The organism is Pseudomonas sp. X4 (assembly GCF_040784925.1).
GTDB lineage: Bacteria > Pseudomonadota > Gammaproteobacteria > Pseudomonadales > Pseudomonadaceae > Aquipseudomonas > Aquipseudomonas putida_Z.
On the sequence record NZ_CP160798.1, the window covers coordinates 5,892,342 to 5,912,161 of the forward strand.

A 19,820-nucleotide genomic window follows, 5' to 3' on the forward strand; every position below is an offset into this window, starting at 1 on the left:
TTCGAAATCAACGCCACTCGCTATAGGGCTCCAGCGGCGTCACCGGCAGCGCCAGGTTGCCCCGCCACGGCTCGAACAGGTAGCGCAGGTAGAGCATGCCATGGCTAGGTGCATAGTCATCGCTGTGCTGCCAGTCGAAGCCGCCGCCCAACACCCACTGGTCGCTCAGGCGCCGCTCGAACAGCCCGCGCAGGCGGTAGCCCAGCCCGCTGCTGTCACTGGCGTCGCTCATGGCGTCTATGTTGGAGCCAACGTCATACTGTGCCAGCACCTTGCGGTTGACGTGCGCGTCCGGGTACAGGCGGCTGCGACCGCTGTGGGCCTGGGACCAGCTTACAGAGCCTTCCAGCAGCACCGACCAGTCGTAGTTGCGCCAGGCATAACTGACCGGTACGCCAACCGATGTGTAGCGCTGCGGGCTGTAGTAGCCGCCCTGCCCCAGGCTGTAGCCGCCCAGGTCCTTGTCGTGCCGCCAGTGCATCAGCGTGAGGCCCACGCGCACACGCTCATCGGCTTTTTCCACCACGCGGTGGTACCAGCCGGCCATGGCCCGGGTGCGCTGGTTGTCGGCGACGTTTTCGCCATACAGCCAGTGGTGCCCGAGGCTGGCCCAGACGCCATTGTCACCGCCCTGGTCCCAGCTCAGGCCGAGTGTGGCGCCATTGGCCGTGACCCCGCCCCAGCGCACGCCTGTGCGCGGGTCACGTGCCCCGGCAAACGATAACAGCGAGTTGCTCATCGGCCGCCGCGAAGCAGTCAGCGACCAGCCAAGCTGGCCGAGGTCACCGTTGACCGTGGCGCCACCCAACCAGTTGTTGATCGCATAGCCCTGGGTGGTGCCCAGGTCGAAGGCCCAGCGGCTGCCCTGCCAACCCAGCGCCAGCACGCTACCGTCCGCCGTTTGCGAACCGCCCTTACACGCGGGGAGCGACCTCCCGTCAGCGGTGCTGCCAACAAACTGGCAGCTGCCGAAGTCCGGGGTATAGCGCCCCTGGTCGTTCTGCTCGAACGACCCCGCATCCATGCCGATGCGCTCCACCCGCGCAAAGGCGGTGCCGTCCTGCCAAGGGGTATCGACATGCAGCAGGGTCGACTGGGTACTCAGTTCGGACGTGCCCGGCGTGCCGTCGTCCTCGCGCCAACCGTAGTCGTGCATCAACGTCACATGGGTATTGCGCTGGCGATACAGCGCATCGACGTCGCTGCGCAGGCTGCGTGCCAGCCAGTCGTCGTCATCCTGCTCACGGCTGGCCAGCGTCAGTGCACGGTCATCCCGTGGCGACACGGCAGCACGCTCGAGCATCTGCGCATCGGCCATCGCTGCGGCGTAAAGGTCCAGCGCCCGTTGCGGGTCATCCTGCGCCACCAGGCGGGCAGCGTCGCGCCGCAACAAGGGGTCGGGGCTAGGGCGCTGCGCTGCGATCTGGTCGAGCATTCTGGCCGCCTGGTCGTGTTCGCCCAAGGCGACCCAGACAGCCGCCAGGCGCCGCTGGGCGTTGCTGTCATCGGCAGCCAGTTGCGGTACCTGCACAGCCAGCATGTGCCGGGCCTGTGCCAGGTTGCCTTCGGCCACCGCGCTTTCGATCACGCCAAGGCGCGCCTGGGGTTGCCCAGGCTGTACGGCAAGCACGCGCTGGTAATAACCGCGCGCCTTGCCAGGCTCACCATTGGCCGCCGCCCAGTCAGCCAGCAGCATCAGGTCGTCGGTGCTGCCTTCGCCACGCGCCAGGCTGGCCTCGAGCAGGCGGGTCGCTTCAGCCGTGCGGCCTTGCGCCTGCAGCTGCTGCGCCGAGGCCAGGGTCATGCGGCGGCGGATACGCTGCTCCAGCGCATGCATGTCAGCGTTCCATGCCCCCTGCGGCACCGCGCCCAGGCTGTCCAGGGCCAGCGCATCGCGGTCGCTGGACTCCAGGAACAGGCCATGGGCATAGCGGGTAGATGGGTCGCCCGGCTGGCGCTGCACGATGCTGGCGAATGCCGCGTCGGCTTCGGCGGTGCGCCCCAGGTGGCGCAGGCTGCTGGCCAGCTGGTAGACCAGCCAGGGCTCATCGGGGGCCAAGGCCGTGGCCTGGCCCAGCACCTGGCTGGCCGCCGCCCAGTCCTCACGCTGCATGGCCTGGTCACCTTGCTGGCGCAGGCGTGCGAGTTCCAGGCTGCGGCGCAGGCTGGCGAACTGCGCTTGCTGCCGAGGCGACAGGCTGTCGAGGTACGCCCGCGCCTTGTCGGGCGATTGCGCCTGGTACACACGCACCAGGCCGCGCACGGCACTTTCGTTATCCGGTGCCATGCGCCGAACCTGCAGGAATTGCCGCTCGGCGGCGGCTGTATCGCCTTCGGCCAGCGAGACATCCGCCAGGCCCAGCAAGGCGTACTCCTCCTTCGGGCGCTGCTGGCGTGCCTGCTGGTAGAAGGCGCGGGCAGCGCGCAGGTCTTTCGCCTGCAGTGCCCGCTCGCCTTTGCTGAGCAGGGCCCAATACTGGCTGGACGACTCCAGGTCCTTCCACTGGCTGATCCAGTAGGTGTCTTGCTCCTTGGCGCTCGCCGCCCGGAACGCCGCATTGGCGTCTTCGTAGCGGCTCTGGCGCATCAGTGCATAGCCCAGTGCACCGTGCAGGCTGGCATCATCCGGATACTGGCGCAGCGCCCGGCGCAGTTGTGCTTCGGCTTCAGCGTTGCGGCCCTTGTCGAGCAATGCCAAGCCCCGCCGGCCAGCCTGCCAGGACGGGTCGGCCAGCAGTTTGCGCTGCTGTTGCAGGGTCTCGCTGGCCTGCGCCTGCAACGGTGAGGCCGGGTAACGCTGGAGAAACGCTTGCCAGGCCGCCGCGCTGGCGGCGCTCACCGCTTGCCCGGACAGGTAGTCGAACTCACGCTGGGCAGCGGCATCCCGTGCGCCAGGGTCGCGGGACAGCTGGTCGAGCAAGGCCAAGGCTTCGCGGTCGCGATTTTCGGCGAACAGCCAACCGGCCAAGGTCTGGCGCAGCCCGGCACTGCCCGGGTACTGCTGGTCCAGCCGCTGCAGCTGCCTGATCGCTTCAGGGCGCTGGCCTGGGAGGTTGCCGCGCACGCGCCAGTAGTCCAGGGCCAATTCCAGGCTTGGCGGTTCACCAGCGAACAACTGCTCATAGGCCGCCAGCGCCTCTTCATTGCGCCCGGTGACCGCCAGCAGGCGGGCCTGCTGCAATTGCCGCACGCGCTCCGGCTGCTGCAGCTCGAGCAGGCGCCTGGCCTGGCGTGCCTGCAAGCTGCCAGGCGCGATGGCACTGATCCGCGCACTCAACTGCTCGGCCTCGGTGCTGTTCTTTTCGCGCAATGCCAGGCTCAGGGCCGCCAGCAACACATCCGGGTTGCGCGGCTCGAGCAATTGCAGCCGCCCCAGTGCATCGCGCACCAGGTCGTCACGATGCAGCGCCTCGCCGCGACGCACCTGGTCCAGCAGCCATTGGCGCTGTTCGCTGGCATCCTTGGGTTGTGCCGTGGCCTGGCAGGTCACTGCCGCCAGCATCAGCACGCCGATCATTCGCTGCATGGCGCGCTCCAGGCCGGCAACAGGCGGCCGTGCGGGTCAAAACGGTAACGGCCTTGGTCCCAGCCCTGGCCAAACAGCGCCAGCACCTGGCTGTAATAGGCCTTGGCTTCGACTGGCTGCTCGCGCAGGCGCTGACGCTGTGCCGCCAGGCCCGCGACGTGCTCCGGCGATGCTGCCAGCAACGGCAGCAACGCCGCAGAGAAACCCGCCGGGCCATGGCCACTGGCAACACCGCTGTGCGCATCCACATGCTCTGGCGGCAAACCCTGGCGCGTGGTCAATGCCGCCATCGGGGCATAGTGGGCCACCAGTTCGGCACGCTGCGCCGCGTCCTTGGCCAGCATGCCGACCCACAGGTAGACGCGGATGGCGTCGTAGTCACCTTCACTGCCATGTTGCGGGTCCGCTGCCAGTTCACCGGCTGGCGTCCACAGCAGCCAGTCCGGGGCAAAGCCCTTTGGCGACGAAGCCAGCCACAAGCGCCGCGTGTTGGCCGCCAGCTCGCCCCACAACGGGTCGACCAGGCTGAAGCGATCGAACAACTGCAGCGGCAAATAGCTGGGGTTCAAGCGAGCGCCGCGGGCATCCTCGAAGCCGTAGTCCCCCGGCAGCAGCATCACCCCCAGGCCCGGCAGCTTGCGCACGGTCTGCGCGGCGATACGCCACAGCATGCGCTGGCCCAGCTGCGTATAGGCCGGCTCGTCCCACAGCCGCCCGGCTTCCAGCAGGCTGTAGGCAATCCACAGGTCGGCATCGCTGGCGTTGTTGGCATCCAGCACCTGCCACTGCTGCTGGCCGTTACGGCCCCACAGCCAGGCGGGCAGATGCCGGGCCAGGTCGCCCTCCGCCAGGTTGTTGCCGGTCCAGCGCAGCAACTGCGCGAAGGCTTGCCGGTCATTGCCCACCAGGGCGAAGAACAGCGCATAGCTCTGCCCTTCCGAGGTGGTGATCAGGCGCTCGTCGCTCGGGTCGATGACCCGACCGTCGACACTCACCAGTTCGGCCTTGAAGCGGTCCCAGGCCGGCCATTTGCAAGCCGGTGCGGCACTCGTGACGACGGGCAGGCCCAAGGCGACCAGCCCCACCAGCAACTGACGCACCATCACCCCGCCTCACCCAGGCGGCGCTTGCCTGCCCAGCGCAGTGCCCGCCACAACAGGAAGGCAAACAGCACCACGCAAATGGCCGCGATCGCCGCCAGCAGCACCGGGTGCTCGGACAGGTGGAACCACAGCAGCAGCCACCACGGCAGCGCGCCTACGAAGTAGTGCTCGCCGACGAACTGGCTGGTGACGCCGCTGCTGCGCACCAGCGTCACCGAACCGGCCACCGCATCGAGCTTGCCCACATCGCCGAGCACATCGCGCAGCAACGCTTGGTCGCTATCGCTGTTGGCCAGCAGGGCGACGACGCTGCGCTGCTCATGGAAGGGCGACTTCAGCCCGGTGATGGCCGCAATCGGCGCCTGCGCGCTGACTGCCACTCGGCTGCTCGCGGCCACCGGCGCGGTATCGAAGCGCTGGCTGCCCGGCAGCCCTGTGCTACGGCCCTGCAGCAGCCAGTCCCGCTGGGCACTGAGCAGCAGGCCAAGGTTGGGCGCCTCCCCCAGCGCCTCAGGCAGGCTGCCGAGCAGCAGCAAGTCGGCATCGGCCGCTGCGGCCTGCTTCCAGTCATCGACCAGCCGCAGGCCAAGCGCCGGGTAGCCGATCTGCCCGGCCAGCCCGCCGACCGCATCGAGCAAGGTGCCCACCTGCATCGCCGTGGGCCTGGCCGGCATGACGACCAGCGTTTCGGAAAGGTCGGCCATGCGGCTGAACGGGAAGCCGCTGCGGGCGAATGCGCGCAGGTCGGGCATGGCGATGTAGTGGTGGTAACCGGACAGGTCGATGGTCGAGTTGTCGTCGATCGCCGCGCGCACATCCACCGGCAACGAGGTCTGACAGCGGTCGCGCTGGGCGCTACCCAGGGTGCTGGCAAAGCTGAAATCGAAGCGCAGGCGGTTGCGGTCGCCGATCTTCAACGCCGGTACCAGCGACTTTTCGGTCAATGCGCTGTTGTCACCGGACAGCACCGCCAGGCGCATTTCCTCGAGCGTACCGCCGCGCCGGTCATTGCCCACCAGCGGCATGCTGGTGATGTACTGGTCGTTGACGCTGATGCTCAGGCGCGATTCGTCGCTCACTGCCGGGGCCGTGTAGCGGTACAGCGTACGCAGCGGAATGCCCTGGTTGCGCCAGACGAACAAGTCCGGCGGCAGGTTCAGCTCCAGCGTCACCGGCCGTGGTTGCAGGCCACTGACCTGCAGCTGCTCGGGGTAATCGAGCAGCTCGGCGAAGCGCACCGGGCGGTCGGTGCGTGTCCAGTTCGGCGCATCGTAAGGCTGGCGCGGCTGCAGTGCCGTCATCTGCTCGACCTTCACCCGGGCACCGCGGAACAGGTTGTTGCCAACCGCCAGCGCCGAGGCGGCCTTGACCAGGTCATCGTCGTTGCGGCCCAGCACCAGCAGCACCTTGCTGAAACGGTCGTCCGGGTGGTCGATCATCTGCAGTACCGGGCCGTCGACCGGCGGGAATTGCTGCAGGTCGGCAAGGAAGGCCGGGCGACGGTCGTTGCTGGCAAACACGATGCTCGGCGTGGGTTTGTCGCCACGGGCCGGCAGGCTGCCGTACAGCACCGGGAAGGTCGCCTTGCGCCAACCGGCCTGGCTGCCGAAGTAGGACGCCAGGATCGCCGCCGCACGCTGCTCGCCCAGGCTCGGCACGCCGCTGAACACCACCGGCAGCGTTACCTTGCCGGTGTCGCGCACATCAAAGAACGGCAGCGGGAAGTACGCCAGGTCGTTGTCCAGGGCCAGGGCCTGTTCGTGCAGCTGCACCTGGCTCTTGCGGTTCAGGTTCAGCCACAGGCCGCTGTGCGCAGGGTCTTCGCAGATGTCGGTGTAATGCCCGACGAACTCCAGGCGTACTCGGTTGAAATCGCTGAGCAGCTTCGGGTCCAGCGGCAGCTGACGGCGCACGCGCTGGCCAAGCTGGTCCTTTTCCACCGGCACCACGCCCATCAGTTCGTCATTCAGGTACACGCGCAGGTGCGACAGGTTCGGCAACAGCGCGGGCGATGGCGTGTAGTCCAGCTGCAGGCTGGCGTCGGTGGCCAGGCGGTCGCGCCGCAGGCCGAACTCGATATGCTCGCTGTTGCGCACCCCCAGCAGCAGGCTGTCGGAGGCATGCCCGAGCTGCTCGAAGGTTTTCGCAACCGCCCAGTTCGGCACCGTGGGTACGGCTGGTTCGGCAAGCGGGGCGACAGAGGCGGCAGCGGCGCTTTGCGACAAGGCAGCAAGCAGCGCCATCGCCAGGCCCCAGGTACGCGCGGGATAACCAGTCATCATGCGTCTCGATCAACAGGGTTCAAGAAAGGGACAGGCTGCGGTGTGCGGGGCCTGTAGCTGGCCAGCCAGTTCGCCAGCGCGTGCAGTGGGCGCAGCCACGCCCGCACCCATGGCGGCAAGTGTTCGACCAGCCGCAGGTAACCGACACCGCCCAGCTTCAGCACGTCGACCAGGCTGCGCAGCGGGCGATCGACCTCGTGCTGCTCGTTCCAGCCAAGCCAGGCATCGGCGCGGGCAAAGGTGCAGTGGACCAGGTCGATACGCTGTTGCTGGCCAAGGTCATGGAACACCAGGCCCACGTGTTGCCCGACGGTGCGGGTGACACAGGCCTGGAAGGCGAACTCGCGCTGGCCGCGGTTGAGCAGCAGGCGCACCCGCTCCCCCGCTTGCAACTCGAGGCCCCGGTGCAATTGCAGGCCGACACCGCCGTCGGAATAGTCGACCAGGGTACAGGGGTAGGCGTGACCGCTGGCCAGCACCAGCCCCGCCGGCAAGCGCATCTGCACCCGGTGGGCGCGGCGCACCTGGCGCACTTCGGCAGCCACGGCGACGGCGGCGCCGATGATCAGCAGGTTGTAGATCACCCACAGCGAGCTGACGATCACCGTGCCGATTTCCGCCGCCGGGCCGGTGAACAGGCGCCACACGGCGAAGCCCAGGCCGGCCACGTTGAGCGCCGCCAGCCACAGGTAGGGTTGGGCGATGCGCCAGTCGAACTGCTCCTGCTCCATCAGGCCGCCCTTGGCGGTGACGTTGAACTTGCCCTTCTTCGGCGCGAACAGCGCGACCGTGGTCGGGCGGGCGATGTACCAGGCCAGCACGGTCTCGTAGACCTCGCCCCAGAAGGTCTGCCGGTACTTGCCCTGCATGCGCGAGTTGGTCAGGCTGGCGTGGATCATGTGCGGCAGCACGTACAGCAGGATCATCAACGCCGGGGCGTAGATGATGTAGGCATGCAGCAACAGGAACGCCAGCGGCGCGGTCAGGAACACCAGCCGTGGCAGGCCGGCCAGGAAGTGCAGCATGGCGTTGGCATAGCACACCCGCTGGAACAGGCTCAGCCCACGGCCGAACAGCGGGTTGTCGGTACGGAAGATCTGCACCATGCCCCGGGCCCAGCGAATGCGCTGGCCGATGTGCGCCGACAGGCTCTCGGTGGCCAGGCCGGCCGCCTGCGGAATGCTCAGGTAGGCCGATGACCAACCCTGGCGGTGCATGCGCAAGGCGGTATGGGCATCTTCGGTCACGGTTTCGACGGCGAAACCGCCGATGCTCTCCAGCGCGGTACGGCGCAGCACGGCACACGAGCCGCAGAAGAACGCCGCGTTCCACATGTCGTTGCCATCCTGGATCAGGCCGTAGAACAGCTCGCCTTCATTGGGGCGACGGCGGAACGAGCCCAGGTTGCGCTCGAACGGGTCGGGCGAGAAGAAATGGTGTGGCGTCTGCACCAATGCCAGCTTCGGGTCCTTGAGGAACCAGCCGACTGTCATTTGCAGAAAGGAGCGCACCGGCACGTGGTCGCAGTCGAAAATGGCGATCAGCTCGCTGTCGGTCACGCCCAGCGCATGGTTGAGGTTGCCGGCCTTGGCGTGCTTGTTGTCCGGCCGCACGATATAGCCCACCCCCACTTCGTCGGCGAACGCACGGAACGCCTCGCGCCGGCCGTCGTCGAGGATATAGATGCGCAGGCACTCGCGCGGCCAGTCCAGGCCCAGGGCGGCCAGCACCGTGGTGCGCACCACCGACAAGTCTTCGTTGTAGGTGGGAATCATCAGGTCGACGGTCGGCCAGTGCGCCGGATTTGCCGGCAGGTTCGCCGGCTTGCGCTGCAACGGCCAGCTGGTCTGGATGTAGCCCAGGATCAGCACGAACCACGAATAGGTTTCTGCCGCCAGCAGGATCACCCCGCACACAAGGCCCGTGGTGTCGTTCCAGTTCAGGGTCGAGGTGTAGCGCCACCACAGGTAGCGGCAGGAGATCAGCGTCGACAGCACGATCAGCATCAGGGTCGGGAAGCGGCCCGGCATGTGCCGCACCAGCAGGGCGATGCCCAGCAGCAGGCAGATGAACACCAGCTGCGCCAGGTAGCCGAACGGTTCGGTCACGCACAGCACGGCCAGGCCGATGGCGCCCAGGGTCAGCACGCCGTAGAAAACCCACCGGGCGAACACGCTCAAGCCGCGCAGGCGTGCCGAGGCTTGCTGCTTGAAAGCACTGGCGCGGTAGCGCGCAGGCAGCTGCTGCAGACGGTCGATCAGCAGGCCATGGTAGCGGCGCAGCACCTGGCGCATACCGCGCAGCTGCGCACGCACTGCCACCCAGGCACGCCGGGCAAACCCCGGCTCGCGAGGCAGCGGTTGGCGCCGGACCAGCAGCCACAGGCTCTGGATCAGCAGGCGCAGCGGGTCGCCCAGGCTTGGGCGCTTGCCCGCCAGTTGCGGGTACAGCCGCTGCCGCTCGGCCAACAGGGCTTGCCAGGCAGGCGACTCCAGGCGCAGGAACAGGAAGGCCAGCCACACGCCAAGGGTAAACAGCCACGCGACCGGCCGCCGCGCGCCACGTGTGCGGAACCAGGCGTAGGCCGACAGAGGGGTCAGGGTCACGACTGGCGCCTCGTCAGGCAGCGCACCGCCAGGCTCTGCACGTCCCGGCAAGCCAGGCTCTGCGGCGCGTAGTGGCCAAGCGGTGCCTTGCACGCCAGGGCCTCGAGGAACGCCTCGTCGCGGTGCACCACCTGGATCGGCAGGCGATCACGGAACAGGTCGCGCCACACCATCAGCAGGTCGCTCTGCAAGCGGCTGGCGGGGTCGTAGCGGTTGACCAGCAACAGGTCGTAGTGCTCGACCTGCCGGCGCCCGAGCAGCAGGTGGCTGGCCATTTCGGCCTCGGCCACCAACACCCGCACGTCAGTCTCGACGCTTTGGCCAGCGGCATCGGCCGGCAGTTGCGGCAGATCGAACAGCAACCAGTCGAAGTGTTCGGCCAGCTCGGCCTGTCGCGCGCGCCAGGCTTCAGCATCGGGCAACGGCGGCCGCGTGCCGGCAGGCAGATTGCCGAACGGCATCAGGCACAGGCCATCGAGCACCTCGTACATGGCATCGCTGTATGGCCGCCCTTCCCGCTCGGCAAGCGCCCAGCCCTCGTGCGTGTCGAGGGGCAGATTGAAGTGCAGGCCGAGCAGGTTGCTTGGGCACAGGTCGACCAGCAGCACCCGCTCACCTACGCCCTGCAACGCATGCCCCAGCGCGGCCAGCAAGGCACTGCGCCCCAGGCCACCGCGAACGCCGTGCAACGCCAGGCTGGTCATGGCGACAGCACCTGGCGCCGCGGCGCCGCCGTGTACAAGGTGCCCTGGGCGCTGCTCCGGCAGCTTTCACCCAGCAGCGGCCAGCGCTGCAAGGCCTGCTGGACACCCACCAGCAATGAGATGTCCTGGTAGTTCAGGTCCGGCATGTCCAGGTGCTGGCGCAACTGGGCGATATCGTCGCTGCGGTCGGCAGGGTCTGCCTTGCCAGTGATCATGGGCGCTCCTTCGGGACAGGCTGCCAGTCGGGCTGGCCTTGCAGGCGCATGTAGGCGCGCCCCTGGTAGTTCAGTACTTGCGCACCTGAGGTTTCCGCGACCTGTTCGGTGGTCGGCAGGTCGCTCAGCAGGCTGGGCACATCCAGCACCTGCTGCTGGCCCAGGCCCGCATACACGCGCGAGATCAGCTCGGACAGCGCCAGGTAGCTGGTGGGTGCCGAGACGTGCAGCGGCTCGCTGCGGGCAGGCTGGCCCATGCCGATGAACTTCAGGCCCACCGGCACATGGGTAATCGATGGGGTGGGGATTTCACGCATGCCCGACAGCTGCATGCGGTCGCCGTGCAGCGCGGCGCCATGTTCCGGGACAATGGCCACGACCACGCGGCGGCCGCTGCGCTCCAGGTCATCGAGGAAGCTGCCAAGCTCGCCGAACAGCCGGGTGGCGCGGGTGGCGTAATCGGCCACGCGGGTACCGCCGTCGGCGGTGACGATACGGTTGCCGTCATGCAGGCTGATGCTGTTGTAGAACAGCGACACATGCTCGGCCGGAGCGCCTTTGCGCTGCCCCCACCAGCGGCGCAGCACCTCCAGGTCGCTGGCGATCGGCGAACCGTCGAAGCCGACCAGTGCCCGCGGGAAGTCGGTGTTGCGCAGGCCGGGTTGAGGCATGTGCTGCTGGGTGATATCGCCGATGAAGTTGTCGAAGCGGCCGCTGTGGTTGAGCAAGGTGTTACTCTGGAAACCGAGCCTAGCCAGGTTCTGGAACAACAGGCACTGCTCCGGGGCCGGCTGATACAGCCCGGCGTGGGACGACTGCCCGCAGCTGGCACGCAGCACGCGGATGGCGGCCGGCCCGCTATAGGACGTGGCCGAGTTGAACTGGTCGAAGATCACGTCCAGGCGCGAGAACAGCGGGTTGTCACGCAGCCCGACGGCAGACAGGTCATCCCAGGCCAGCGAGCAGATGTTGATCACCAGCAGGTCGAACGGCTGCTCATCGGCCTTCATGGCCGGGAATGCTGTCACCCGTTCACGCTCACTGGCGAAGAACCGCTCGAGCCAGCTGTCGAGCGTGGCATTGTCGGCAACCGCGGTGGCCTGCGCCTGCTCGGTGGGGCTGGCAGCCGCGGCGCCAGGCGCCTGGCCCGCATTGAACCCCAGCGCTGGCAGGCCGCCGACCGCCAGCCACGCCACCCCCAGCAGGCTCAAGGTACTCAGCCGCAGCCAATGGCGCAGGTACAGGTAACCCACCAGCAACAGCGCCAGCGCCCCCAGCAGGTTCCAGTTGATGAAGCGGCCGAGCAGTTCGAGCAGGTAGTCCCACGTGAAATCGAACACCCCCGGCTGCGCCAGCAGGCGGCTGAAGGGCGGCAGCCAGGTGTCCTGGTAGAACAACGCGATGCCGACCGGTACGGCCACCAGCTGCCGCGCGATTCGCAGCCACCTGCCCGGCAACGGCAGCAGCAGAAACGCGGCGAACAACAGGTTCGGCAGCGCCTGGAAGTCGAGCATGCCAAGGGCGACCAGCAGGAACTTGGCCAGGAAGTAAAGGTTCCACCCTCCCAGTCCAGGCCAGCGGGCCGGTACCGGGAGGGTGGCGGATGTATTAGTCATTACGGGGTTCCTGGCGTGCAGCGCGGTGGCGTACGCCCAGCGGTTTCAGGTAACGAGGTGGAAGGCGGCGGCGCAACCAGCCGCGCAGCGTGGCGCGCAGGCGCAACAGCAGCAGGGCCAGCGCCAAGGTGACCAGCGCCGTGACGCCGACCACTTGCAGCAGTTGCACGAAGTTCATTGCGTACCCCGCTTGCACAGGGCCACCCGGCGCGGAGCCAGGGCCGGCCTGGCCTGGGTGGGCAGCTGCGCCGCCGCGTCGAGCCGGGGTGGCTGTGGCACGCTGTCGTCGAGGAAAGCCGGGGTGGCCAGGCTGTCGACACCGGCAAGCACCTCCTGGCTGATGAACAACTCTTTCCACGACAACTGGAAGATGTGGTCAAGGGCTTGCTCGACGCCTTCGGAGCGGCAGGCGAACAGGAACAGGAACAGCACATCGCCCACCACGCAGGCGATGTCGCCGTCGCGGCGGAACACCGTGCGGGAACAGGCTTGCAGCGGGGTCAGGCCAGGGGCCGGGCGCAACACCAGCAACTGGTGGGCGATTTCGCCGTTGCGCACCCCGTGCCACATGGTCTGCACCGCTTCGGCGAACGCGCGCGGCGCCACCAGCCCGCAGATAGCCAGCGGCCGCAGGCGTGCGAGCAAGGCATCGAAATCGCTTGGCAGGCGCCGGCGCCAGAGGTAACCCTGGATGCTCTCGACCATGGTCAGAAAGCGCGACAGGCTGGCACCGAACGGCACGATCTGGCTGGCCCCGCAGGCCAGCAGCAGTTGTTCGTCCTGGTAGCGCAGGGTTGGTGCCATCTCGCGCACCACCAGCTTCAAGGCACTGCCACGCAACTGGCGCAAGCGGTGCAACTGGCGCGCCAGGCTATCCAGGCGCTGCCCGCCGTCCATGGCAAAGATGACCGTGGCGGAAACCGCCCTGCCAGCCTTGGCACCCAGTTCCTCGAGGCTCTCGCAGACCTGCCAGTGCTCGGAGAAGGCTGGCGCACCTTCCAGTACCGGGCGCTGGGCCAGGCACAACAGCTCGTCGCCACCGGTGTCGCTGGGGGCCTGCGGCGCCCCGGCGGCAGCGAAGCCTGCTTCAAGCCGCGCCAGTTCCACATCGCGCGTACCGGTCTTGCCGAGCGGGTTGCTCCAGAAATGCTGCAGGTAGCGCACCCCGCCTTTGCCGCGGTACACCTGGGCCAGGCCATCGACGCCCTGGTTGAACGCCCGCAGGCGCTCTACCAGCCCGGCACTCTGGCCGCTGCTGATGACCAGCAATAGCGTGGCCTCGGCCAACAGGACCGGGCGCAGCGCGTTGCACCAGCTTTCGACGTTGCCGGCACCCCAGACGTCGGCGGGCGCCAACAGCACCAGCACACGCCCGGCGGCGTCGATACGCGGCAGGTCATCGACCAGGTGCCGGGCGGCTTGCAGGTCGGCTTCGTACAGCGCCAGTTCGGCTGGGCCCTGCGCGGCATCGAGCGCACTCAGCACATCACCGATGGCTTGCGCATCGGCGACCAGGGCTGCGCGAACGTGCTCGGGCAGCCCCCCGACCACCTGGCGGCATAGCACGGTGGCGTCTTCTGCGTTGTCGCAGGCCAACCAATACAGTCCTTGTACATGAAGCTGGCTGCTTTCGGCGCCTAAGCCGGAAATAGCCAACCACGGCATTCCATTCGTCAAAACACTGGCTCTGAAAAGTAGATTGAAACGGCTCTGAGAGGTGGCTGCGGGCACATGCGCCGCTGAGGCTCGATGAATAGCGTCAAAAAAACAACAAAATGACTGACGAACAACCGAACCCGTCAATTCTACAGCAGGGAGGCAAAATGAAATCAAGCAGAAATGTAATGAATTGCAAAAAATTGTTAGCAGCAGGTACATGTCTGGGATGTTTGATGCCTGTGAGATCGAGCGCCGCCCGCGCAGCGCTTCGCAGCACAAGGCTGCCTCATGTACAACATGAGCCCGAAGCCTGCGCCGGACCTGTGGGAGCGGGCATGCCCGCGAAGCAGGCGACGCGGTGGATGGCACCGGCTGCGCCGGTGTTCGCGGCCACGGCCGCTCCTACAGGTACAGTGTGAGCCCGAAGCCCACGCCGTACCTTTGGGAGCGGGCATGTCCGCTAAGCAGGCGACGCGGTGGATGGCACCGGCTGCGCCGGTGTTCGCGGCTAAAGCCGCTCCCACAGGTACAGCGTGAGCCTGAAGCCTGCGCCGCACCTGTGGGAGCGGGCAAGCCCGCGAAGCAGGCGACGCGGTGGATGGCACCGGCTACGCCGGTGTTCGCGGCTAAAGCCGCTCCCACAGGTACAGCGTGAGCCTGAAGCCTGCGCCGTACCTGTGGGAGCGGGTTCACCCGCGAAGCAGGCGACGCGGTGGATGGCACCGGCTGCGCCGGTGTTCGCGGCCACGGCCGCTCCCACAGGTACAGCGTGAGCCCGAAGCCCGCGCAGAACCTGTGGGAGCGGGCATGCCCGCGAAGCAGGCGACGCGGTGGATGGCACCGGCTCTGCCGGTGTTCGCGGCTAAAGCCGCTCCCACAGGTACAGCGTGAGCCTGAAGCCTACGCCGTACCTGTGGGAGCGGGTTCACCCGCGAAGCAGGCGACGCGGTGGACCGTGCTGGAAGCGCTGGACAGCGGCAAGCCGGTCAGCGAGTGCCAGAACGACACTGCACGAACCCCTGCACGCCTGAGTGATCTGTATGGTTAGCGCCAGGCACAAGCTGATTTTCGGAGACAAGCATGCTGCGTATTTTTGAACGATGGCTCGACCCCTTCCCCCCTGACGAGATACCACCGCCACCAGTTGGCCTGTTGCGCTTCATGTGGGCCTGCACCCGTGGCGCGCGCGGCTACATCCTGGCGCTTGCGCTGTTCAGTGCCGGGGTATCGATCTACGAAGCCTGGCTGTTCGCCTTCCTCGGCCAGGTCGTGGACCTGCTCTCGGACTGGCAGGCCGGCGGTGCCGTCGGCCCCGAAGAAACCCGGGTGCTGTGGGGCATCGGTATCGTCCTGCTGGTCAGCATCGGGTTGGTGGCGCTGCGCACCATGCTTCAGCACCAGGTACTGGCGATCAACTTGCCGCTGCGCCTGCGTTGGGACTTTCACCGGCTGATGCTGCGCCAGAGCCTGTCGTTCTTTTCTGACGAGTTTTCCGGCCGGGTCACCACCAAGGTGATGCAGACGGCGCTGGCGGTACGCGATGTGTTGTTCACCCTCATCGAGATCCTGCCCGGGATCGGTGTGTACTTCATCGCGATCATTGCCCTGGCCGGTGGCTTTGCCCTGAAACTGATGCTGCCATTCATTGCCTGGGTCGTGCTGTTCGGCCTGGCCATGCTGTATTTCGTGCCACGCCTGGGCAAGGTCGGCCAGGAGCAGGCCAACGCCCGATCATCGATGACCGGGCGGGTTTCTGACGCCTACACCAACATCACCACGGTGAAACTGTTCTCGCACGCCAACCGCGAAGCGCACTTCGCGCGCGCAGCCATGGAGGACTTCAAGCAGACCGGTTTTCGCCAGATGCGTCTGGTCAGCCAGTTCGAAATCGTCAACCAGGCGCTGGTGGTGGGCTTGATCATTGCTGCCGGTGGCTATGCGCTGTGGCTGTGGCACCAGGGCCAGGTCGGCACCGGCGCGGTGGCGGCGATCACCGCCATGGCCTTGCGTATCAACGGCATGTCGCACTGGATCATGTGGGAGATAACCTCGCTGTTCGAAAACATCGGCACCGTGCAGGACGGCATGGCCACCCTCACCCGCGGCCCCAAGGTAACGGATGCGCCCGGCGCTGCCGAGCTGGTAACCAAGGGGGGCGCGGTGAGTTTCGACAAGGTCGGCTTCAACTACAACGGCGAGCGCCAGGTGCTCGACGACCTGAGCCTGCACATCCGCCCGGGCGAAAAAGTCGGTTTGGTCGGCCGCTCCGGCGCTGGCAAGTCCACCTTGATCAACCTGCTGCTGCGCTTCTACGACGTGGACCGTGGGGAAATCCGCATCGACGGGCAGAACGTGGCCAAGGTCACCCAGGACAGCCTGCGCAGCGCCATCGGCATGGTCACCCAGGACACCTCGCTGCTGCACCGCTCGATTCGCGACAACATCGCCTATGGCCGCCCAGATGCCACCGAAGCGCAGATCCGCGCCGCTGCGGCCAATGCCCAGGCCGATGGTTTCATCAGCCAGCTCAGCGACCGCCAGGGCAACACCGGTTACGACACTTTGGTGGGAGAGCGCGGCATCAAGCTGTCTGGTGGCCAGCGCCAGCGCATCGCCATTGCCCGGGTGATGCTGAAGAACGCGCCGATCCTGCTGCTGGACGAAGCCACCAGTGCGCTGGACTCGGAAGTGGAAGTGGCCATTCAGGAAAGCCTGGATGAAATGATGAAAGGCAAGACCGTCATCGCCATCGCCCACCGGTTGTCGACGATTGCGGCCATGGACCGGCTGATCGTGATGGATGAAGGGCGCATCATCGAGCAAGGCACCCATGCGCAACTGCTGGCGAAGAATGGTACTTATGCACGGTTGTGGCAGCACCAGAGCGGCGGGTTCCTGGGTGAGGACCAGGGCGTGGCCGAGGCGATGGAGTAGGCAGGAGGTGGGATCAGGTACCGCGTTGGATTCTTCGCGGGCACGCCCGCCCTCATAGAACAACACATAACTCATTGATTTAGCGAGGCTCTGTGGGAGCGGGCGCGCCCGCGAACACCGGCGGAGCCGGTGCCAGGCACCGCGTTGGATTCTTCGCGGGCACGCCCGCTCCCACACCGCTTGCGTACTGAGTTCTCCGGGCCTGCAGCTCAACCAAACACATGCGAAGGCCGGCGCAGCACCGGGTCGAACGGGTTGACCCGCTCGCCAATCGCCGCCGCCTCGCGCTTGAGCAGCGCCACCACGGTTGGCATGCGGTTGGGCCCCAGGCGGTCGCTGATGGTCGCCACGCTCAGGGCCGCCACCGCATGGCCGTTACGATCGAGGATCGGCACCGCCAGGCCGGCCATGCCATCGAGCACTCCGGTATTGCGCCCGGCATAGCCGAGGCTGCGCACATTGTCGATTTCGGCGCGCAGCATGACTTCGTCGTAATGGTGGAAATCCTTCAGCCGCGGCAGGTTGTAGCGGATCACCTCGTCGCGCTCCTCCTCCGGCAGAAAGGCCAGGATTGCCAGGCTGCCCTGCCCCACCCCCAAGGCCACACGGCCGCCAATATCGCCGGTGAAGGTACGGATCGGGTATGGCCCTTCGCTGCGGTCCAGGCACACCGCATCGAACCCCGAGCGCGCCAGCAGGAACAGCGAATCGCCCAGCGAGGCCGACAACCGCAGCAGGCTGGGGCGCACCACATCGCGCAGGTTGCCGGCTTGCCCGGCCTTGGCCGCCAGGGCAAAAAAATCCAGGCTCAGCCGGTAGCGCTTGCTGGTCGCGCACTGATCGACCATGCCTTCTTCAATCAGGCTGCGCAGCAGGCGGTGGGTTGTGGGTTGCGCCAGGCCAACCCGCTGCGCCAGCTGGCTGACCTTCTCGCCCTCGCCGCCGCATTCTCCCAGCGCACGCAACACGGCGAACAAACGCGACACCGCACTGACACCTACTTCCTTGGCCTGCTCATTTCGATTATCGGAATCCATTTTTCGTCCAATCCTTAAAAATTCCATTCAGTGGAATAATTTCAAAATAGCTGTCACCCAGTGAAATTACCCTTTGTCGCCATCCTAATCATTGCCCTACTCTCCGGTCCATAGGGCGATATCACAACATCGGCCGCCGCCACAGAAGCGAGCGCCAACGTCCGTAAAAGCATTGCTTTTCGCCGCTGGCGCTCTGCCCACCCTGAAACTGCCGGTTGACCCCGGTTCCGTTTGCGATGGAGCACAGCCATGACCTTTCTGTTGATCGACAAGCTTTGCAAGCGCTATGGCGCCACGGAGGCAGTGGCCAGCTCGTCACTGGCCATCGAGAAAGGCGAGTTCGTCTCGCTGCTTGGCCCTTCGGGCTGCGGCAAGACCACCACCCTGCAAATGATTGCCGGCTTCGTCGAGGTCACCAGCGGCCGCATTGTCCTCGACGGCCGCGACATCACCCACGCCAAGCCGGCCAGCCGAGGCCTGGGCGTGGTGTTCCAGAGCTACGCGCTGTTCCCGCACATGACCGTGCGCGACAACGTCGCCTTTGGCCTGCGCATGCGCAAGGTGGCCAACGCCGACATCGCCCGCAGGGTCGACCAGGCCCTGGCGCTGGTGCGTCTGGACAAGCATGCCGAGCGCTACCCGCGCGAACTCTCCGGCGGCCAGCGTCAGCGGGTGGCCCTGGCCCGCGCACTGGTGATCGAACCGCCGGTACTGCTACTGGACGAACCGCTGTCCAACCTGGACGCCCACCTGCGTGAAGAAATGCAGTTCGAGATCTGTCGCATCCAGAACGAGGTCGGCATTACCACCTTGATGGTCACCCACGACCAGGCCGAGGCCTTGTCGATCAGCGACCGGGTGGTGGTGATGGAGGCCGGGCGCATCACCCAGGTAGATGACCCCTACCGCCTCTACGAACACCCGGGTACGCCCTTCATTTCCGACTTTGTCGGCAAGGCCAACCGCCTGCGCGGCGTAACCGGCCCCGGCGGGCAACCGCAGGCGAATGCCCAGGGCCCGCTGACCCTCAGCCTGCGCCCGGAAAAATCAGCCTCGGCCCGGCCGGCAGCGGCAAGCTCGCAGGCCGCATCAGCTGCCGCTACTTCCTCGGCAGCCAGTGGCTGTATCGGGTCGACACCGCTCTGGGCAACCTGGCCGTGGTGCGTGCCAACGACGGCAACACACCGCTGGATGAAGGCACACAGGTCGGCCTGGACTGGAACGATGCCCTGCTACGGGTACTGAACGCTGGCGAGGTGGCGGCATGAGCGCGGCAAAGCTGCGCAGCAGCGCCTGGGGCTACGGCCTCAGCAGCCCGGCGCTGCTGTTGTTCCTGGCCTTGCTGGTGGTGCCACTGGGGCTGACCGTGCTGCTGTCGTTCAACGCGTTCGACTACAGCAGCGGCATCCAGGCCGGCCAGTACACCCTCGGCCATTACCTGAGCCTGGTGACCGACACCTACTACTACGAGATCTTCTTCCGCACCTTCTGGATCAGCGCCCTGGTCACCCTGCTTTGCGTGCTGATCGGCATCCCCGAGGCCTTGGTGCTCAGCCGCATGGGCGCGCCGTGGCGCTCGATCTTCCTGATCCTGGTGCTGACCCCGCTGCTGATTTCGGTGGTAGTGCGGGCCTTCGGCTGGAGCCTGCTGCTGGGCGCCGACGGCCTGGTCAACCAGGGCATCATTGCCCTCGGCGGGCAGCCGGTGAAGCTGCTGTACACGCCCTTTGCGGTGATCATCGGCCTGGTCCACGTGATGCTGCCGTTCATGATCATCCCGGTGTGGACCTCGCTGCAGAAGCTCGACCCGGCTGCCGAGCAAGCCGCGCTGTCACTGGGTGCCAGCCAGTGGACGGTGTTCCGCCGCATCGTGCTGCCACAGATCATGCCCGGCGTGCTGTCGGGCACGCTGATCGTGTTCGGCCTGGCCGCCAGTTCGTTCGCCATTCCCGGCCTGCTGGGCGGGCGCCGGCTGAAGATGGTCGCCACCATGATCTACGACCAGTACCTGGCCGAACTGAACTGGCCGATGGGTGCCACCATCGCCGTGGCCCTGCTGCTGATCAACCTGCTGGTGATGCTCAGTTGGAACCGGCTGGTCGAACGCCGCTACAAACGCGCACTTGGAGTCTGAACCG

12 protein-coding genes and 1 pseudogene are annotated in these 19,820 nt (G+C 66.7%); 3 read left to right on the forward strand and 10 right to left on the reverse strand.

Annotation, left to right across the window (positions count from 1 at the left end; translation table 11 throughout):
- Positions 1-7: 7 nt before the first annotated feature.
- Genes bcsC through ABX298_RS26290 form a run of 9 tightly spaced genes read right to left on the reverse strand, consistent with a single transcriptional unit; the run spans position 8 to position 13,717 of the window.
- A complete protein-coding gene (bcsC, locus tag ABX298_RS26250; RefSeq protein ID WP_367393886.1) occupies positions 8-3,526 on the reverse strand; it encodes a cellulose synthase complex outer membrane protein BcsC in 3,519 nt (1,172 codons plus the stop codon).
- Entirely contained in the window at positions 3,514-4,629 is a 1,116-nt protein-coding gene (gene bcsZ, locus ABX298_RS26255) for a cellulose synthase complex periplasmic endoglucanase BcsZ (RefSeq protein ID WP_367393887.1), read from the reverse strand. The genes bcsC and bcsZ overlap by 13 nt, the downstream gene beginning before the upstream one ends.
- A complete protein-coding gene (gene bcsB / locus ABX298_RS26260; RefSeq protein ID WP_367393888.1) occupies positions 4,629-6,911 on the reverse strand; it encodes a cellulose biosynthesis cyclic di-GMP-binding regulatory protein BcsB in 2,283 nt (760 codons plus the stop codon). The genes bcsZ and bcsB overlap by 1 nt, the downstream gene beginning before the upstream one ends.
- The gene (gene bcsA, locus ABX298_RS26265; RefSeq protein WP_286919893.1) at positions 6,908-9,517 is read right to left on the reverse strand and encodes a UDP-forming cellulose synthase catalytic subunit; all 2,610 of its coding nucleotides are present in this window, start codon (positions 9,515-9,517) and stop codon (positions 6,908-6,910) included. The genes bcsB and bcsA overlap by 4 nt, the downstream gene beginning before the upstream one ends.
- A complete protein-coding gene (bcsQ, locus tag ABX298_RS26270) occupies positions 9,514-10,221 on the reverse strand; it encodes a cellulose biosynthesis protein BcsQ (RefSeq protein WP_075045574.1) in 708 nt (235 codons plus the stop codon). Before bcsQ ends, bcsA begins: the two co-directional genes overlap by 4 nt.
- Positions 10,218-10,436, reverse strand: a complete 219-nt coding sequence (gene bcsR / locus ABX298_RS26275; RefSeq protein ID WP_025339608.1) for a cellulose biosynthesis protein BcsR — start codon at positions 10,434-10,436, stop codon at positions 10,218-10,220. Before bcsR ends, bcsQ begins: the two co-directional genes overlap by 4 nt.
- A complete protein-coding gene (bcsG, locus tag ABX298_RS26280) occupies positions 10,433-12,052 on the reverse strand; it encodes a cellulose biosynthesis protein BcsG (RefSeq protein ID WP_367393889.1) in 1,620 nt (539 codons plus the stop codon). Before bcsG ends, bcsR begins: the two co-directional genes overlap by 4 nt.
- The gene (bcsF, locus tag ABX298_RS26285; RefSeq protein ID WP_367393890.1) at positions 12,045-12,230 is read right to left on the reverse strand and encodes a cellulose biosynthesis protein BcsF; all 186 of its coding nucleotides are present in this window, start codon (positions 12,228-12,230) and stop codon (positions 12,045-12,047) included. Before bcsF ends, bcsG begins: the two co-directional genes overlap by 8 nt.
- Entirely contained in the window at positions 12,227-13,717 is a 1,491-nt protein-coding gene (locus tag ABX298_RS26290) for a BcsE family c-di-GMP-binding protein (RefSeq protein ID WP_367393891.1), read from the reverse strand. The genes bcsF and ABX298_RS26290 overlap by 4 nt, the downstream gene beginning before the upstream one ends.
- A 1,074-nt stretch (positions 13,718-14,791) precedes the next feature.
- Here ABX298_RS26290 and ABX298_RS26295 point away from each other — a divergent pair.
- A complete protein-coding gene (locus tag ABX298_RS26295; protein ID WP_367393892.1) occupies positions 14,792-16,645 on the forward strand; it encodes an ABC transporter ATP-binding protein in 1,854 nt (617 codons plus the stop codon).
- Positions 16,646-16,854: 209 nt separating this feature from the next.
- Here ABX298_RS26295 and ABX298_RS26300 read toward each other — a convergent pair whose 3' ends face one another.
- Entirely contained in the window at positions 16,855-17,682 is an 828-nt protein-coding gene (locus ABX298_RS26300; protein ID WP_286919897.1) for an IclR family transcriptional regulator, read from the reverse strand.
- A gap of 249 nt (positions 17,683-17,931) precedes the next feature.
- On the opposite strand from ABX298_RS26300, the pseudogene ABX298_RS26305 reads away from it, so the two are divergent.
- Both ABX298_RS26305 and ABX298_RS26310 read left to right on the forward strand, forming a co-directional pair.
- Positions 17,932-18,950, forward strand: a pseudogene (locus ABX298_RS26305) (ABC transporter ATP-binding protein).
- Complete coding sequence (locus tag ABX298_RS26310; RefSeq protein WP_367393893.1) at positions 18,947-19,816, forward strand: ABC transporter permease; 870 nt, start codon at positions 18,947-18,949, stop codon at positions 19,814-19,816. The pseudogene ABX298_RS26305 and the gene ABX298_RS26310 overlap by 4 nt, the downstream one beginning before the upstream one ends.
- Positions 19,817-19,820: the final 4 nt, after the last annotated feature.

Excerpts from the sequence above, each read along its gene's own strand:
- bcsC (WP_367393886.1), bottom strand. The coding sequence starts at position 3,526 with ATGCAGCGAATGATCGGCGTGCTGATGCTGGCGGCAGTGACCTGCCAG.
- ABX298_RS26310 (WP_367393893.1), top strand. The coding sequence starts at position 18,947 with ATGAGCGCGGCAAAGCTGCGCAGCAGCGCCTGGGGCTACGGCCTCAGC.
- bcsG (WP_367393889.1), bottom strand. The coding sequence starts at position 12,052 with ATGACTAATACATCCGCCACCCTCCCGGTACCGGCCCGCTGGCCTGGA.
- bcsQ (WP_075045574.1), bottom strand. The coding sequence starts at position 10,221 with ATGACCAGCCTGGCGTTGCACGGCGTTCGCGGTGGCCTGGGGCGCAGT.
- ABX298_RS26295 (WP_367393892.1), top strand. The coding sequence starts at position 14,792 with ATGCTGCGTATTTTTGAACGATGGCTCGACCCCTTCCCCCCTGACGAG.
- ABX298_RS26300 (WP_286919897.1), bottom strand. The coding sequence starts at position 17,682 with ATGGATTCCGATAATCGAAATGAGCAGGCCAAGGAAGTAGGTGTCAGT.
- bcsR (WP_025339608.1), bottom strand. The coding sequence starts at position 10,436 with ATGATCACTGGCAAGGCAGACCCTGCCGACCGCAGCGACGATATCGCC.
- bcsF (WP_367393890.1), bottom strand. The coding sequence starts at position 12,230 with ATGAACTTCGTGCAACTGCTGCAAGTGGTCGGCGTCACGGCGCTGGTC.
- bcsB (WP_367393888.1), bottom strand. The coding sequence starts at position 6,911 with ATGATGACTGGTTATCCCGCGCGTACCTGGGGCCTGGCGATGGCGCTG.
- bcsZ (WP_367393887.1), bottom strand. The coding sequence starts at position 4,629 with ATGGTGCGTCAGTTGCTGGTGGGGCTGGTCGCCTTGGGCCTGCCCGTC.
- ABX298_RS26290 (WP_367393891.1), bottom strand. The coding sequence starts at position 13,717 with ATGCCGTGGTTGGCTATTTCCGGCTTAGGCGCCGAAAGCAGCCAGCTT.